The following is a 16700-nucleotide window of genomic DNA, read 5'->3' as shown; positions in this document are numbered from 1 at the left end:
CCCCATGAGTAACGCCCGCGTCGTCCCCTACTTCTGCCCCTACTGCGCCGATGAAGACCTCCGCCCCTGGGCTCCCAGCGAGCCTGAGGAGACCACTGATCCCCATCCAGCCAATGCTGAACCCAAGGCCGTGCGAGGCGCCTGGCACTGCACCAGCTGCACCCGCGTCTTCACCGTGGCCTTCCAAGGAATGGTGATACCCAATGACGTCACAAACCACCCCAGCACGTGACCCTTTTGAACTCAAAGACCTGGCCGACCAAGCCGGACGCGACCTAGAAGACTCCTCAGCTCTGGAAATCCTGGAGTGGGCCGTCGGCGAATTCGGTGAACGCTTCTGCGTCACCTCTTCGTTCGCCGACGCCGTGGTGGCCCATCTGGCCAGCATTGTGGCTCCCGGTATTGACGTGGTCTTCCTGGACACGGGCCTGCATTTCCCCGAGACTCTCGAAGTTCGCGACGAAGTGATGTTCACCTTCCCGGTTAACGTCCGCTCCATCAGGCCACGCCAGACCGTCGGGCTCCAAGACGGCGAATTTGGCCCCCGTCTGTGGGACCGCCGACCCGACGAATGCTGTGCTTTGCGAAAAGTTCTCCCCCTAGCCGACGCCCTAGCCGATTACGACGGCTGGGCCACCGGCCTCCGGCGCGACGAGTCGCCAACGCGAGCCGACACCCCAGTGGTGGGATTCGACCCCTCGCGAAAGAAAGTCAAGGTCTCACCGATCGCCAAGTGGACTGAGGCCGACGTCGACGCCTACATTGAGAAACACGATATTCCGGTCAACCAGCTACTACGCAACGGATATGGCTCCGTGGGCTGCTGGCCGTGCACACGTCGTACCGCCCCCGGAGAAGATCCCCGCGCTGGACGATGGGCGATGTTCGACAAATCCGAATGCGGACTCCACGTATGAGACCTCACGATCAGGACCGTCCCGACGAGTTTCGGTCCCAGCGGCGGTCAAACCAGGCCGTGCTACTCGTAGCCCACGGCAGCCCGGACCCGCGATCCGCGCCGGTGGTCCGCGCGCTGGCCGAACGCTGTGGGGCCCACGCCTCGTTCCTTGAATTCGACCAACCGCATCCGTTGACCGCATTGCGCGAATTGGCCGACCAGGGGCATCTCAGCGCGACTCTCGTGCCGTTGCTGCTGACCAACGCCTACCACGCTCGCATCGACGTCCCTCGCATTGCGGCCGAGGCGAGCGGATTTATCGACATTCACCAGGCCACACCGGTGGGGACCCTCTCACATGCACGCAGTTTGGTAGTGGGCCTGCCCGACTGCGATGGTGTGGTCGTGGGAGCGGCTGGCACGCGAGTCGCGGCCGGCCGCTCCCACATTCACGCGGTCGCGGCCGAAACGGGCCGCCTTCTGGGAGTTCCGGCGTTGGCTGGATTTGCCACGGGGGAGGGGCTTAGACCCGCCGAGGCGGTGCGGCAGTTGCGGGCCCAAGGGGCGCGTCGCGTTGCCGCCGTGTCGTATTTCATCGCCCCGGGCAAGTTGTCGGACGTTGCGATGCATTCCGCCAGGGAGGGGGGAGCGATCTTTGTCGGTCAGCCCTTGGGCGTCTCGGAATCGGGCTCCTCGTCGATATCGGCTGCCATCGGCAGGCGCGTCTCCACTCCGAGGGCTTCTCTCGTCGGGGCCACGACCAGCAAGACTGTTTGAGTCACGGCAATGGCCCATGCCACGAAGGTCCAGTCGGTAAGCCCAGCTTGATGCAGAAACCATCCGATGGGCAGCCATAGCAGGCCCATGAAAACGCTGAGGCCACGAGCGGAAGCATGCCGCCCGCGTAGTCTTTTGGCCAAGTAGAGCAGAAGCGTGGCCACGCCGAGCACGACGACGATTTCACCAATTGCCGCGCTCAGGAACTGAGCTTCGCCGGTGACCGTCTTGAGGGCCATGATGAGGCCTAGGCCTATCAGGGCGACCGCTTGGGCGCAAATGAGCCCGATGGCAGCCCACAGCTGCCAGGGCAGCCGGACGTCGTCATCGGTCTCGTCATGGTGGTCATCGGACCCGGTGGCTTCATGGGCTGTCACGAAAAAATTGTATCGACGTGGCCGAGGCCTGATGTCCATGCCCATCCAGTCTGTGGCTAGGGGCCCATGGGCCCGGCGGCCGGGCCCATGGGCGGCGTACGGGGGCGACTTCTGGCAAGGAATAGCCCCGGTGTGTGGGATAGGCGACACTCGTTTCACCTCATCGTTCCCGTAGATGGGGAAAGCCAGCGTGAGCGGCTAGTTTGAGCCGGGTTCGATTGGCAACGGTGGTGCCTCAAGGATAGTCTGCACCCGTGCGAGCCCTTCTAATTGTGAATCCGGCCGCGACGACGACGTCGTCGAAGGCGCGTCAGGTGCTGATCTCAGCCCTGACAGGTCAGTTCGATGTAGAGGTCAAAGAGACGCAGTACCGTGGCCACGCTATGGATTTGGCCCGCGAAGGCGCCGAAGGCGGCGTAGACGCGGTGGCGACCCTCTCCGGTGATGGACCATCAATGAAGTCGTCAATGGTCTAGTCGGTGACGGTCGCAGCGCCGATGACGCGCCGCTGTTCATTCCGGTGCCCGGCGGTTCGACTAACGTGTTTGCCAGGGCATTGGGGCTACCCGATGATTCCATTGAGGCCGCCGCCCAGGTTTTGAAATCCGTTCGGGAGGGCAAATTCCGCCGCATTAGCTTGGGCCGGGCCGCTGGGCGACTTTTCACCTTCTGCGCTGGTATCGGTTGGGACGCGGCGGTTATCCGTCGCGTCGAGCATTATCGGGAACTGGGTAAGCAGGCCACACCTGGTTTGTACTTCAGGGCGGGGCTGGCCGAGCTCATGCCCGCTCCTGATCGGCAAGAGCCGGATGTGGAGCTGGAGCTGCCGGATGGCACTGTCAAACATGGTCGTGGCTCCGCGGTCATCCAGAACACCGCCCCGTGGACGTATTTGGGAGAGCTGCCGGTGAATCTCAACGCGCGGGCATCCTTTAATGCTGGACTTGACCTCCTCCTGGTGCGTAAACTTGGATTGTCGGCCGCCGCTAGATCGGCCGCTCAAGTCCTGACCGGCCGTGAGGGCCCCAGTGGCAAGCAGGTGGACTCATATCACGACCTGGAGAGTTTCCGGTTGCGTTTTTCGCGGCCTGAGGCCTTCCAGCTCGATGGGGACTACCTGGGCGAGCACGACGACGTGCAGTTTCAAGCGATACCGAACGCGCTGCGGGTGGTGTGCTGACAGCATCGACCGCTACCGTGGCGTGCACGGGAAACGGTGCATCTAGACACTCTGCGTACAACCAAGGATTCGCTGCGGTTTTTTGCGTAACAGTTGTCTAAAACAGTCGTTATAACTGTTGACAAGATGTTGAGCAGCGGGCAAGGTTGACAATGCCTCTTAACGGCATTGCCACCGGAATCGAGTTAAGAACGCTCAACTCGTAATAAGGTGACCGAAACTTCCTATAATCACATATAGTTTTCACACTTCGGTGCGTATCAGCATGGTTGAGTCGCGGCAAACGACTCACACATGCGTGGCTGGCCCTTTCGGGCAGGCTGGAACTCGACCGTAATTCCCGCTTAAGCCCGCAAGCTCTTATGAGAGCTCAAGCGCGGCTGGCGAGGATTCCGTTACCGGGTTCCCAGCGTCAGTCACAGTGTGTCAGATTGGTTCTCCCCATTGTTCATGGGGACCCAGTTGGCGAGCTTCTTCGTCTCGGGAGGCCGATCGCGAGGGGCTGCTACCACGACCCGTCGTCCAGGGCCGCTGTTGTCACAGCGTCGCTGAATGGCTGGGCCAGGCGACAGTCGTTCGTGACAGGTTATTTAGGAAATCCCGTAGTGAAGCTCTCGCTGAGGGTCTATCAGAATTGATCTTGCCAGAGCCGATTCGCAATTCGCTTCGGGGGTCAGCATGAGGTCCGCCTTATGAGACTCCCGATATGACCCAGGTTCTCTGTGGTCGCTCCCAATGCAGTTTGCGAGATGGCGTCTCGATGAGTTGTCTCGCGTGGTGTTCTCAGCGCAGCAGTTCCAAGACGTTATTCGTGGGCGTCGTGTTCACAGCACGGTGGGCACACACGTCAGCGACGTGAATCGTTGTTCGAGTTGCTCTGGTACACCTGAGCGTGGGTGCGGCTCGTGGAGTTTTCCACGAGTGCCCAGCGGTCTGATGGCGCAGCTGAGGTGGGCTGGCGTTAAGGCGGTGAATCACCGACCGGTTTTTACGATTCGCCTACCGGCGAACAGGGAAACGCGGTGCGGTCGCCAACTTCATTGGAACCTATGGGCAACGTGCCTCACAAGGCGATCGCGGCTCTTGGTTCCCTGAAAAGGTTGCGACCTTCGGAATCACTGACCTACTCCTATTTCTCATTTGTCTGTTTCGGCAGCGGTGGGATGACAGTTTGATTGACTGTTTGTCAACCAACTGTTAGGTACATCGCCGGTTCGGCTGCGGCATAACGATTGCGAATTGGTAACGCGGGTTTCACTTCCAGCCCCGACGAATGTGTCGGGAGGTGGGTGGAAATTCGAGAGGTGGGCCTTAGTGACTTTGCTCAATCGAGCGGTCACTGAGCGGAATCATCGTTAAGCTTCAATTAGAGGCTGGGATTGTGATCCAGGGACTGACAAGTAATGACCACTTGTGGACCTGCCCGGTGAGTTCACTCACTCCGGACAAGATTCTGGGTCTGAACCTCTTGAACAAACCGCGCCCTTGTGAAAGTATTCACAAGGTGGTACTTGGGCGTGTTGCAGGGTCTCTACCAGGCCTTCAAGGTTGAATCTGGTGGCGGACCCGAAGGATAGAAACGCGACACGCTGTAAAAGTTGATGCGACTGGTGCAAAGAGGTTAGAGTTTCGCTTCCGATAGGGAATCGAAGACACTCACGCCTATTGGGCGACGCCAGGCTCGGCGTTCCCCCGGCCATGCGGTACTCGAAGTGGACGTTTCATACGTGCGGTGTAGAAGCCATCCACGACCTGTTGCCCAGGGTGGCTTAACGCCCACAACTAATAGACGATAAGAACGCGCCGATGCGGGTTCGCCGGATTGCCCGGAGGCATTTTCTATGCCCCTCGCAGTTCACTAAGGAAACAAAAAACCAAGCAATGGTTTACTTACTCAGCAAGGAGAGTTGCACTGATGGATTGGCGCCACCGGGCTATTTGCCGAGACGAAGACCCGGAACTGTTCTTCCCGATTGGAGACACCGGTCCGGCACTGGGTCAGATTCAGCAGGCCAAAGCTGTCTGCGGTCGTTGCCCGGTATCGGAGTCGTGCTTGCAGTGGGCCCTTGAGTCTGGCCAAGACGCGGGAGTCTGGGGCGGACTAAGCGAAGTCGAGCGCCGTGAGCTCAAGCGTCGCAGTGGCCTGCGTACACTCGCTGTCCAGGCATAACACGCCAAGGGTAGGCTCAAATGCCCTCGTGCACACAGGTCGTGTGGAGAATTGGCGAGGAAAGCCGCGTCATTCTCAGCGGGAACCAAGCACGATGGAGTCGTGGTAGCGAGTGTCTAAGTTTCGACTTTGACCAAGCACCTAAATGCGACTGCGACGCCACGGTCTAGCCCACCAAGCGGACTGTACTTCGAGTCTCGAAAACACCAACACGACAACAAAACATGGGTTTGGGCGGCCGCCTAGGAGCGGCAGAATTCCAGACGGAATCACGCCCTAAACCACCGTACAGAAATGTACGTCCGGCCCGGCAGCGATGCCGGGCCATAATTTTGCCTGTTTGAGGACCACCATGGTCTCGCGGTGAACGGAAAAGCTGCGCTTCACCAGGCTCCGGTCCGGTGCCGCTCGGGATTGCCAGCGGTTGGTTCCAGGTACGTGCGATGTGTGGTCTTCGCGGTGCCGGTGAGGTGGAGCAAATCTCAGTAGTCCAGCCGATCGCCCACAGGTTTGATTCACGTTGTGGTCCAAACGGTACCGACGAGCCAACGGTTGGAGTCGCAATGCTGGTCTGAGTGCGTCTGGTGTACTGGGAGGCTTAGGTAGGAGTGCAAAAGCAAGGCCGCGGGGGCAAGGCTTACGCAGATAGACGAGCCGACGTAAGCGCCGAAAGTGCGTTTTGCTTAAGCCTGGGGTCAATATACGAAGGGGCCTGCGGCTTGATGGGGGTGTGTGTCCATATCGGCCTCGGTGGGCGGGCGCGGTTGCCGAAGCTGAATGTGCGTCTCGGTTTCACTAATTGCGGTGGAGACATCGCCCGCCAAAGCTTGCAACACTTGCCACTGGTAGGCCGAGGAACTAGGTAGTTCGCGGCGGCCGGGCATTTCGATGGAGATCATGAGGTCGGTGGCCGATACCTCTAGTCGGCATCGCAGGGTGGTGCCAATTGCCGAGGAAGACTCGAGCAACAAGGTCGCGGCGGCATTGACAGCCGCCCGGAGGTCCTCGATATCGGCTAGCCCGAACCCTAGTCGCGTTGCCACGCCAGCGGTTGCCGTGGGGAGCACGGACATGTATTCACTGCCCGAGGGGACTTCCAACAGCAAGACATCGTCGCCAGTCTTCATTGCCGTTGCCTCCCCTCCGTTGTCGTCGTGAGTACGTTCGCGGACAACCCGATCAATCCGGCTTGTCCCAGTTTCAATAGATATATCAAGAATAGGGGGACATGACCACATCATGTCCCCCTACCATAGTAGGTTTGAGCGTGCTTCGCGTTCCATCCTCGCCCTCGTGAGGCGAGAACTTTACCGCACCTGGGCAAGGTCGGTCATTGCTACTGCTAGGGAGCGTGCGCGCGTCCTGATTCTCGAAGTTCATTTTCCTCATATTCTTAATCATTGCTTCTGGTGAGGGGGAAGTGGGCTCTGCGAACAGTTCTAGTCGCCCCCGGGTAGCGCCTGTACTGGGCAAAACGATGTCCTGCGGCATCGGTTACTGCCCTCGCCGCAGGCACTGGTGTCGGGATATCGACACTGGCCCCGGTCGTTTTGCAACCTGATCGTTGGCCTCTGGTGACAATGCATGTGCGACTATGCGCCGTGGCCGACAATGTCGGTCACCGTTGCTATCGTCCGCAGATGTCAAAAATATTGGTGACAGGAATGTCCGGTACCGGTAAGTCCACCGTTCTGGTCGAACTCGCCTCCCGTGGTCACCGCGTGGTGGACACCGACTATCACCCTGAATTTGAGGAAGCGGTTCCCACCCAGGATGGCGAGACCGAACAGCTGTGGCGGCCAGACCGTATCAATGCGCTCTTGGACGGCCACAGAAAGGGCGATCTGTACGTATCCGCCTGTGTTTCCAATCAAGGGCAGTTCTATCCGAAGTTCGATGCGGTCGTGCTCTTGAGCGCTCCCACCGCGATCGTGCTCGAACGCGTGGAAACGCGACCGGGCAATGATTACGGCAAGAACCCCGACGAACGCCAGGAGATCGTGCGCTATATCGATAGCGTGGAGCCGCTACTGCGACAGACGTCGACCCACGAGATCGACACCCAGGTCTTTGTGGGTGAGGTCGCGGATCAGCTTGAAGTCATAGCGGAGGCCAGCCGCGGCTCGGCGGGGTAGCCCAGCCATTTAGTCTCGGAGAATGCTCGCCGCATTCGCTAGGACCACCTGCCCCGATAATCCGTTTTCCGCGCTGAGCGTCGCGCAGATCGATCCTCCACCCGTCCCTGAAGACTGGGTCCGGGTCCAGGTCAAGGCGGCCGCGCTGAACCATCATGACCTGTGGTCTCTCGCGGGAGTCGGTCTAGGCTCCGACCAATGCCCCATGATCCTCGGTTGTGATGCTGCCGGAATCACCGATGAGGGACGGGAGGTCATTGTGCACTCTGTCATCGGCGACCACGCCGCAGGCGACGGTGACGAGACCATGGACCCGCAGCGAACTCTTCTGTCCGAGAAATACCCGGGGACTCTCGCCGAGTACGTATGGGCACCGAAACGCAACCTGGTTGGTAAACCCCCGGCAATGACATTCGCGCAAGCGGCCTGCATTCCGGCAGCCTATCTGACCGCCTGGCGTATGCTCACCACTCGCGGGCGCCTGCCAGCTCGCGACGGAACCGTGCTGGTCCAGGGCGCGGGTGGGGGAGTGGCATCCGCCGCCATTGTGCTGGCCCGGGCGCTGGGCGCGACGGTGTACGTCACGAGCCGAACAGCCGCCCGCCGGGCCCGGGCCCTCCAGATTGGCGCGACGCGGGCCTTCGAGCCTGGCGCGCATCTACCACGGCGGGTGGACGTGGTGGTCGATTCCGTTGCCGGAGAAGGACTCAACCACTCGATCAATTGCGCGAAGCCGGGTGGCCGGGTCGTGCTGTGTGGAGTCACCGGCGGCCATCGCGCGCAGGTGGACTTGCGGCGACTGTTCTTCCACCAAATCGAACTGATCGGCTCCACCATGGGCACCCTGGAGGAACTGTCGCAGCTGTTGGATTTCTGCGAACGAAACGGCGTCGAGCCGATCATCGATAGTTGCTTTTCCTTGGGCGAGACCGAATCGGCCCTGCGGCATCTGCAATCGGGGAAGGCCTTTGGAAAGGTCGTGGTGGAGCCGTGACTGATATTTTCGGCACCTGCCTGCGAGGCATTGCCAGCGTGTCTCTATCGCCATTTCTGGGCCCTAGACTGCGATGTCGGTAACGCGACAAAGGCTTTAGGCCATTGTCCGCTCATGCCGGTCTGTGGCCATCCATCCTAGGAGAGGTTGTCGACGCCGATCTCACCGCAGCGTCGAGACATCCACACCAGGAGGGGCAATGCCATATTCATCGCCACCGAGGCGCCGCGGATTCGTTCGGCGTCTCCTCATCATCGCCGCCGGTAGCGCATTTCTCGCCGGTTTGATCGCCGGAAACGCGTTCGCTCACGAGGAACGGCCAGCCGAGGGCGTCTTCGGGAACTTTCCCGAGCAGACGCTACCTCCGTTGTGCAGCTACATCGCACAGGGATACTTCGGAACCAACGTTCGGGAAGAGCCGAGCATGGTCGCCTACACGATGGGCCGCATTCCGCACGGTCATGAGGTGCAAGGGGACTGCACGACGCAAACCGGCGACCGCGCGTTTGGCTGCGCTGGCCTAGGTTTCGAAGATGAGTGGGTGAAGGTGACATTTGCCGATCGCCAAGGATGGGCCCTGTCCTCGTGCTTGCAACGCCAGGGGCTCTTTGAAGCCCCATAGGGCTGCCCGACCGCTCATCGTTCCTCATCACCGGTGGCACTGCGACGAGGGGTTTCTCAGACCAATTCAACGGACAATGGCTGTGGGCCCATCCACTTGGACGGGCCCACAGCCATTAATTCCGCGCTGTCTTTAGCGACAATCCCGGGCTGACACTTGTGTCGGCCCCTGCCTGGGATTAGGTCTTTGGCAGCGCCACATCGATCAGCGACGATTGCTCGATCTCGTGGACCTTGGCAGAACCGGCCGCCGGGGCCGCCGCCGCCGGACGGGAGATGCGGCGCAGATGCACGCCTTCGAGGTCTTCCAACAGGTTCAGCGCGATGTATTGCCAGGCTCCCTGGTTGGCTGGTTCTTCTTGGACCCAGCAGGTGTCCTCCGCGTTGGGGAACGACTGCAGAGCCGACCGGATCTGGTCGACTGGAAGTGGGAACAACTGTTCGAGGCGAATGATCGCCGTGTCAGTGATGCCCCGTTCCTCGCGCGCCTTCTCCAAGTCGTAGTAGACCTTGCCCGAACACAGCAGCACCCGCTTGACATTCTCGGCTTTCACCGTGCCAGCGGTGACGGCTGGGTCGGACAACACCGGCTGGAAAGAGCCTGAGGTGAACGCCTCGACGTCGGAGACGCACTTCTTGTGACGCAGCAGCGACTTGGGAGTGAAGACAACCAGTGGCTTCTTGACCGGGTCCAGCGCTTGGCGGCGCAACAGGTGGAAGTAGTTCGCCGGGGTCGTGCAGTTGGCGATGCGCATGTTGTCCTCAGCGCACTGCTGTAGGAAACGCTCCATGCGCCCCGACGTGTGGTCGGGGCCAGCACCCTCATGGCCGTGCGGCAACAACATGACGACGCCGGAGCGTTGGCCCCACTTGGCCTCACCCGAGGAGATGAACTCGTCGATGATGGACTGGGCCCCGTTGACGAAGTCGCCGAACTGACCTTCCCACAGCACGAGCGCTTCGGGGTTTTCCACCGCGTAGCCGTATTCGAAGCCCAAGGCCGCGAACTCAGAAAGTAGCGAGTCGTACACGAAGAAGCGCTCGATGTTCTCGCCCAGGTTCGCGATGGGCATGTACTCGGCGTCAGTCTCCTGGTCGACCACGACGGAGTGACGCTGCACGAACGTGCCACGTCGTGAGTCCTGCCCGGCCAGTCGAACCGGAACCCCTTGGGAGACCAGCGAACCGAACGCGAGAATCTCCGCGAACGCCCAGTCGATATTGCCCGAGGTCGCCATGTCCGCGCGCTTGGTCAGCATGCGCTGCACCACCTTGTGGGGACGGAATCCGTCCGGCAAAGTGGTGTGCGCCTTGCCGATCATCGCGATCGTCTCGGCATCGGTGGCGGTGTTGACATCGGAGTACGGCGTGGTCTGGATGCGCTGTGGCACCGGCCCCGCTCGGCCCGATAGGGCTTCCTTGGTGTCGTGGAATACCCGCTCCAACTTTTGCTGGTAGTCGGCGAGAGCCTCTTCGGCGTCGTCCATGGTGATGTCGCCCCGACCGATCAGATCCTCGGTGTAGAGCTTGCGCACCGAGCGCTTCTCGTCGATGACCTGGTACATCATCGGGTTGGTCATCTTCGGGTCATCGCCCTCGTTGTGTCCGCGCCGACGGTAGCAGACCATGTCGATGACGACGTCCTTGCGGAACTTCTGACGGTATGCGAACGCGAGCGCCGCCACCTGCACGACCGCTTCGGGGTCGTCTCCGTTGACGTGGAAGATCGGGGCCTGGATCATACGCGCGACGTCTGTGCAGTACAGACTGGAGCGGGAGTGAGCCGGGGCGGTGGTGAAACCAACCTGGTTGTTGACGATGACGTGGACCGTGCCGCCGGTACGGTAGCCGCGCAGCTGAGACAGGTTCAGTGTCTCGGCCACGACGCCTTGCCCAGCGAAGGCCGCGTCGCCGTGAATGAGCAACGGCAGCACTGTGAAGCCATCCTCGCCCAGGTTGAGGCGGTCCTGCTTGGCGCGCACGATGCCCTCGGCGACAGGGTTGACCGCCTCTAGGTGCGATGGGTTGGCCGTCACGGACACGGTGGTGGATGCACGGCTGTCGGGCGTGTGGAACTCGCCGGTCATGCCCAGGTGGTACTTGACGTCGCCGGAGCCGTGCACGGTCTTGGGGTCCATGTGCCCCTCGAACTCGGTGAAGATCTGGCTGAGCGGCTTGTCGACAATGTTGGCCAGCACGTTGAGACGCCCGCGGTGCGGCATGCCGATAACGACTTCGTCCAGCGACTCGTCAGCGGCATTGGTGAGCACCTGGTCTAGCAGCGGAATCAGGGATTCGCCGCCTTCGAGGGAAAAGCGCTTCTGCCCGACGAACTTCGTCTGCAGGAATGTCTCGAAGGCTTCGGCGGCGTTGAGGCGCCCCAGGATGTGCTTTTGTTCGGTGACATCAGGCTTCTTAAAAGGCACCTCGATGTGCTTTTGCAACCACTGGCGCTCTTCGGGGTCCTGGATGTGCATGTACTCGATGCCGACTCGACGACAGTAGGTGTCGCGCAGCACTCCGAGGATGTCGCGCAGCGTCATGCGCTGTTGCCCTGCGAATCCGCCCACGGGGAAGGTGCGGTCCAAGTCCCACAGAGTTAGTCCGTGCGAGAGGATGTCCAGGTCGGGGTGGTGTCGCGAGTCGTGGTCGAGCGGGTTGGTGTCGGCCATGAGGTGACCGCGTACCCGGTAGGCGTGGATGAGCTCGATGACCCGGGCGGTTTTGTCGATTTGACCTTCGGAGGTCTTGGCGACGTCGCGGACCCAACGCACCGGCTCATAGGGGATCTTCAGCGACGTGAAGATCTCGTCGAAGAAGTTGTCTTCGCCCAACAGCAGACGGTGGACGGTCTTGAGGAAGTCGCCCGATTCCGCGCCCTGAATGATGCGGTGGTCGTATGTCGAGGTCAACGTCATGATCTTCGAGACGCCTAGGTCCGCCAGCGTCTCGTCGGAGGCTCCGGCGAATTCGGCGGGCACCTCCATGGCGCCGACTCCGACGATGAGCCCTTGCCCCTTCATGAGGCGCGGCACCGAGTGGACGGTGCCGATGCCGCCGGGGTTGGTCAACGTGAAGGTGGCCCCAGTGTGGTCATCCATCGTCAACTTGTTGTTGCGAGCCTTGCGGACCAGGTCCTCATACGCACCCCAGAAGGTGCGGAAGTCCATGTCTTCGCAGTTCTTGATGGAGGGCACCACGAGGGTGCGGGAACCATCGGGCTTGGCCAGGTCGATCGCGAGACCCAAGTTGATGTGTTCGGGCGTTACGACCTGTGGCTTACCGTCGATGACCTGGTATGAGTTGTTCATACCCGGGTGCAGCTGCGCGGCCTTGACCAGCGCGTAGCCGATGAGGTGCGTGAAGGAGACCTTGCCGCCACGGCCGCGACGCAGGTGATTGTTCAGGACGATCCGGTTATCGAAGAGCAGCTTGGCAGGGACCGCTCGGACACTGGTGGCGGTGGGGATCTCCAAGGAGGCGTCCATGTTGCTGGCGACCTTGGCGGCGATGCCTTTGAGGGGCTTTACCCCTGGCGTCGGCTGGTTCACGTTCAGGCTGTCTTTCTGCTTCTGGTCGGACTTGGCGCGTCGGTTCTTATTGTCGGCAGTCGGCTTAGGCTCCGTGGGTGCCTGAGTACGCGGTTGAGGCGTGGCAGCGGGAGTTGCCTCTGGGGCCTGCTTGGCCCGGGGTGCAGGTTTCTTCGCATCCGACGCCGAGGACTCGGAGCCCGCCGACGTTGTCGCTGCTGGTTTAGAGCTGTTGTTGGTCGTGTCGCCCTTGCGGTAATCGGCGAAAAATTCGCGCCATCCGGCGCTGACGGTATTGGGGTCGTCGAGATAACGCTCGTACATCTCGTCGACCAGCCACTCATTGTGTCCGAAATTTTCTAGCGGGTTGGAATTACCTGCTGACGTGCTGCCTGGAGTCGCCACGGCTAGATCGCCTCTTCTGTATGCGTCATTGCGTGAGTGGACAGTATTGTCCTTAGGGTATGAGCCTACTGGCTCGTAAAACGGTTTGGTAGTTGAGCGCGGTCCCCTGCGGAGCACCTCACTAGTGGTACCTGACACGATGTGCGCACTCGCCCGGCTTCGTTCGGTTTTGGGAAACTTGTCCAGGTGCGCGACCACTGCGTAGGCACCGGTTAGGCGTGCTGCCATCCGGGCCTTCACCACTGTTCGACCTGCTCGCGGGGCCAGCATTGATGATGGCGACCACAGGCTTTGGAACTCACCACAGGGCCAAGAGTCAATGTTAATGGGTAGCGGCCACAAAAGTCAGGCAGAAGGCGACTGTGCTGGCGCGTCGTCGGGGACAGCGCGAGGGGCGGTCGCCTTGGTGGCGCCCACCTGCGGGCGTGTCCGTTTGAGATCGGACACATAAAGAAACGCCGCCACAAACCCAGTAGATCGCGCTTGGGCGCGTCAACTGGAGATCGCGACGACGTCTGAGTGAACTAGCTGGTCTTTGCAGTGTTAGCAAAGGTATCGGTGGGCTCCTCGAGGAGCTCCTCGGCCCCGACCACTGCAAACAGGCGGGTGACGAACCGGTTGGGGTTGGTTACCCGCAGGGCAACGCCCATGTCCCGCGCAATCCGGTAGGCGACCACGATGGTGCCGATTCCGGTCGAATCCAGCACCGTCACCTTCGCGACATCAACGCGAATGGTGGGGATGGACTGGGATTCGAGCAGATCGGTGATGGTCTGCCGGATGTTGGGAGCTGTGGCGTAATCTACCTCGCCACTCAAGGTGATGGTTACGTCTCCGTTGTCAGCAGTGCTGGTGTCGATTGACAGCGTCATTAGTTGCCTACCCGCCCTGGTTGTCTGACACCACAGGCGCATTGTGCCCGGGTGGCTTTTCAGCTTATCGGATCGAGACGACAATTGACAGTCTCATTGCGCCTCGCCCATGGGTTGGGCGTGGCGCGGCATTCGGCGTATTCTCAGAGTTCCCACAGGTAGAACCCAGTCTGGATGAGCAAAGATAGGGATTATGGCCCAATCACCGTCACGTACCGAGAGCGAAGCCACACTTCTGGTCGTTGAGGACGATGAGAACATTTGTGAGCTCCTCGCCACCTCTTTGCGCTACGCCGGCTTCGAGGTCCACACCGCCACGACCGGGGAGGAAGCGCTCAAAGCAGTGCCTCGTCACCGCCCTGACCTGGTGGTTCTCGATGTTATGTTGCCCGATATGGAGGGTTTCGAGGTGGTCAAACGGCTACGGTCGGGATCCGATTCGACCGCAGTGCTATATCTCACCGCGAGGGACGCCACAGAAGACACTGTGAAGGGCTTGGCTGTCGGCGGCGACGACTACGTAACCAAGCCGTTTAGCCTCGATGAGGTCGTCGCCCGCATCCGTGCGGTGTTGCGCCGCAGTCAGGGCGATCTGCCCCGCCCCGCTCGTTTGCAATACGCCGACTTGGAGTTGGACGAGGAAACTCACGAAGTGTGGCGCGCGGGCAAACCCATCCAACTATCGCCCACCGAGTTCAAGCTGTTGCAGTACTTCATGATCAACGCTGGTCGGGTCCTGTCGAAATCGCAAATCCTCGATCACGTGTGGCGGTACGACTTCCGCGGAGACGACGGCATCGTCGAGTCCTATGTGTCGTATCTGCGTCGCAAGATCGACACGGCTGAACCCAAGTTGATCCAGACGTTGCGCGGAATCGGTTACGTGCTGCGGGAGCCCAATCGGTGAGTAAGTGGCGGCCCTGGAAGGCCATAAGGCGCAAATTCGACCGCATGCCTCTGCGCGTGCGGCTAGTGGCGGCTGTCTTGGCCCTGGTGGCCGGGTCGCTCGTTCTCATCAGCGTGTCTTCGATCGTCGCCTTGCACACCTATTTCATGCACACGGTGGATTCGGATCTGCATAAACGCTTGGCCAACTTTGAAGCCGAGGAAATTCAAGACGCCGTGGGGCAGGGCAACCGGGAGCCGCACCGTCCCAGCGAATACATGATCCTGTACTACCCCAATCCGGTGGTGGTCTTCACTGTGCCCGGCAATGCGAGTAACCGCCCCGCGATCGACTACGCGGAGGTCTCAGAAAACGTTGGACGGCCCTACACGGCCCTGTCTGCTGACGGAAACGCGCGTTGGCGGGTGCTGGCCGAGGCCTGGCCCCCGGAGGGCTCCTTGGCCGCGGAGCTGGCCGAGAACGACGGTGAGCCGCAACGCTATTTGGTGTTGGCTTACCGACTCGAGCAGTTTGACTCCACTGTGGCTGGTTTGGTGTGGATCAACTTGCTGGTCGCCGTGGGAGTGCTGGCAGGGCTTGCGGCCGTCGGTGTGGGTCTGGTGCGCGCCAGTTTGAACCCACTGCGTGACATTGAGCACACTGCGGCCCTGATCGCGGCGGGGAATTATTCGCGGCGAGTCCCTGAGCGTGATCCCGCCACTGAGGTCGGTCGCTTGGGCTGGGCGATCAACATGATGCTGCGCAAGATCGAACGCTCCATTCGCAATAGCGAGGCCTCCGAGGAGCGGGCCCGGGCGTCCGAGCAACGCATGCGCGAATTTGTCGCCGATGCCTCCCACGAACTGCGCACACCGTTGACCACGATCAGGGGATATGCCGAACTGTGTCGGTCCAATCCTGAGTTGGCCGCCGAACAGCGGCAAGACTACATTCGCCGTATCGAAGACGACGCCAAACGCATGGGGCTCTTGGTTGAGGACTTGTTGTTGTTGGCACGCATGGATCAGCGACGGCCCTTCCAGATGCGCCCGGTGGATCTCTTGAGTATCACGACCGAGTCCATTCAGGCCGCGCAACTTGTCGATAGTGGACATAACTGGGACGTGACGGCCGAAGGCGGGCCGTTCATGGTCCTAGGCGACCAAGACCGTCTGCGACAAGTGGTCGACAACCTTCTCTCCAACGCCGTCCGGCACACTCCCAGCGGCACTAGCGTGTCGGTGAAACTATGGGCCGACGACACCGACGTGGTATTGCAGGTCAGTGACACGGGACCGGGGATGGAGACCGACGTCGCCAATCGAGTCTTCGAACGTTTCTACCGAGCCGATGAGTCACGAACTCGGGCTGGACGCAAAGGCTCCAAAGACGCCGAACGAGGCACCGGCTTGGGCCTGGCTATCGTAGCCGCGCTGGTGGGGGCCCACGGAGGTACGGTGCAAGTCGAGTCCACACAGGGAGAGGGAACAACATTCACCGTGCGGCTAGGCTTTGCCGACCAAAGCGGCGCCAGCCGCCCAACAGGGGCCTCGAGCCCTGAGAGCATCCTCGGCGCGGTGCCTGGCACGCCCGAGGCACCCGTCTCCAACGCGGAAGCCACCGATAGGCCCGCAGGCTCCGAATCCGAGGGCGATCGGGAGGGCGAAAGCCATGATGGCCCCCCAAGCGGCCCCGACGAAGACAATGACCGACCTGAAACCTCTGCGCGAACGGATGACGACGGGCCCACTAGGGGCGGCGGTTCCTAAACACCCGCTGATAACTTCAGTGCCGATCGCCATTTTCCCAGAGACATTTAGTGCTTTTTGCAGGGGTTTCTCAAATTTCTGAGGCA

At 60.9% G+C, this 16700-nt stretch carries 13 protein-coding genes and 1 pseudogene; 10 read left to right on the top strand and 4 right to left on the bottom strand.

Translation table 11 applies throughout. From position 1 onward, the window contains the following. Window positions 1–4: 4 nt before the first annotated feature. Genes JQS30_RS11660 through JQS30_RS11650 form a run of 3 tightly spaced genes read left to right on the top strand, consistent with a single transcriptional unit; the run spans window position 5 to window position 1675 of the window. Window positions 5–232 carry a hypothetical protein gene (locus tag JQS30_RS11660; protein WP_213170437.1) on the top strand — a complete coding sequence of 76 codons (228 nt, stop codon included), beginning with the start codon at window positions 5–7 and terminating at the stop codon, window positions 230–232. Beyond that, entirely contained in the window at window positions 204–917 is a 714-nt protein-coding gene (locus JQS30_RS11655; RefSeq protein ID WP_213170436.1) for a phosphoadenylyl-sulfate reductase, read from the top strand. The genes JQS30_RS11660 and JQS30_RS11655 overlap by 29 nt, the downstream gene beginning before the upstream one ends. After that, on the top strand, window positions 914–1675 hold the full coding sequence (locus JQS30_RS11650) for a sirohydrochlorin chelatase (protein WP_213170435.1): 762 nt from the start codon (window positions 914–916) through the stop codon (window positions 1673–1675). Before JQS30_RS11655 ends, JQS30_RS11650 begins: the two co-directional genes overlap by 4 nt. Here JQS30_RS11650 and JQS30_RS11645 read toward each other — a convergent pair. Beyond that, on the bottom strand, window positions 1561–2052 hold the full coding sequence (locus JQS30_RS11645) for a hypothetical protein (RefSeq protein ID WP_213170434.1): 492 nt from the start codon (window positions 2050–2052) through the stop codon (window positions 1561–1563). The two genes, JQS30_RS11650 and JQS30_RS11645, sit on opposite strands and share 115 nt — an antisense overlap. A gap of 254 nt (window positions 2053–2306) precedes the next feature. On the opposite strand from JQS30_RS11645, the pseudogene JQS30_RS11640 reads away from it, so the two are divergent. Both JQS30_RS11640 and JQS30_RS11635 read left to right on the top strand, forming a co-directional pair. Then, window positions 2307–3232 (top strand): annotated as a pseudogene (locus JQS30_RS11640) (diacylglycerol/lipid kinase family protein). Window positions 3233–5147: 1915 nt separating this feature from the next. Next, window positions 5148–5402: a WhiB family transcriptional regulator gene (locus JQS30_RS11635; RefSeq protein WP_213170433.1), complete on the top strand. Its 255-nt coding sequence runs from the start codon at window positions 5148–5150 to the stop codon at window positions 5400–5402. A gap of 695 nt (window positions 5403–6097) precedes the next feature. Here JQS30_RS11635 and JQS30_RS11630 read toward each other — a convergent pair. Next, window positions 6098–6529 carry an ATP-binding protein gene (locus JQS30_RS11630; protein ID WP_213170432.1) on the bottom strand — a complete coding sequence of 144 codons (432 nt, stop codon included), beginning with the start codon at window positions 6527–6529 and terminating at the stop codon, window positions 6098–6100. 513 nt (window positions 6530–7042) lie between these two features. Between JQS30_RS11630 and JQS30_RS11625 the strand changes: the two genes are divergently transcribed. From JQS30_RS11625 to JQS30_RS11615, 3 genes are all read left to right on the top strand, one after another. After that, entirely contained in the window at window positions 7043–7537 is a 495-nt protein-coding gene (locus JQS30_RS11625) for an AAA family ATPase (RefSeq protein ID WP_213170431.1), read from the top strand. A 22-nt stretch (window positions 7538–7559) separates the two neighbouring features. Next, the gene (locus JQS30_RS11620; RefSeq protein WP_213170430.1) at window positions 7560–8531 is read left to right on the top strand and encodes a zinc-binding dehydrogenase; all 972 of its coding nucleotides are present in this window, start codon (window positions 7560–7562) and stop codon (window positions 8529–8531) included. Window positions 8532–8730: 199 nt separating this feature from the next. Next, window positions 8731–9153, top strand: a complete 423-nt coding sequence (locus JQS30_RS11615; RefSeq protein ID WP_213170429.1) for an SH3 domain-containing protein — start codon at window positions 8731–8733, stop codon at window positions 9151–9153. A 178-nt stretch (window positions 9154–9331) separates the two neighbouring features. Here JQS30_RS11615 and JQS30_RS11610 read toward each other — a convergent pair whose 3' ends face one another. Together JQS30_RS11610 and JQS30_RS11605 are read right to left on the bottom strand one after the other, a co-directional pair. Further along, entirely contained in the window at window positions 9332–13006 is a 3675-nt protein-coding gene (locus JQS30_RS11610) for a multifunctional oxoglutarate decarboxylase/oxoglutarate dehydrogenase thiamine pyrophosphate-binding subunit/dihydrolipoyllysine-residue succinyltransferase subunit (RefSeq protein ID WP_425498870.1), read from the bottom strand. 605 nt (window positions 13007–13611) lie between these two features. Beyond that, window positions 13612–13959 carry an STAS domain-containing protein gene (locus JQS30_RS11605; RefSeq protein ID WP_213170427.1) on the bottom strand — a complete coding sequence of 116 codons (348 nt, stop codon included), beginning with the start codon at window positions 13957–13959 and terminating at the stop codon, window positions 13612–13614. Between the two features lie 193 nt (window positions 13960–14152). Between JQS30_RS11605 and JQS30_RS11600 the strand changes: the two genes are divergently transcribed. Continuing rightward, complete coding sequence (locus JQS30_RS11600) at window positions 14153–14866, top strand: response regulator transcription factor (protein WP_213170426.1); 714 nt, start codon at window positions 14153–14155, stop codon at window positions 14864–14866. Window positions 14867–14910: 44 nt separating this feature from the next. Next, complete coding sequence (locus tag JQS30_RS11595) at window positions 14911–16614, top strand: sensor histidine kinase (RefSeq protein ID WP_213170425.1); 1704 nt, start codon at window positions 14911–14913, stop codon at window positions 16612–16614. Window positions 16615–16700 lie beyond the last annotated feature (86 nt).

Source organism: Natronoglycomyces albus, assembly GCF_016925535.1.
GTDB classification, from domain to species: Bacteria; Actinomycetota; Actinomycetes; order Mycobacteriales; family Micromonosporaceae; genus Natronoglycomyces; species Natronoglycomyces albus.
This window is presented reverse-complemented; position numbering and strand designations above follow the sequence as displayed.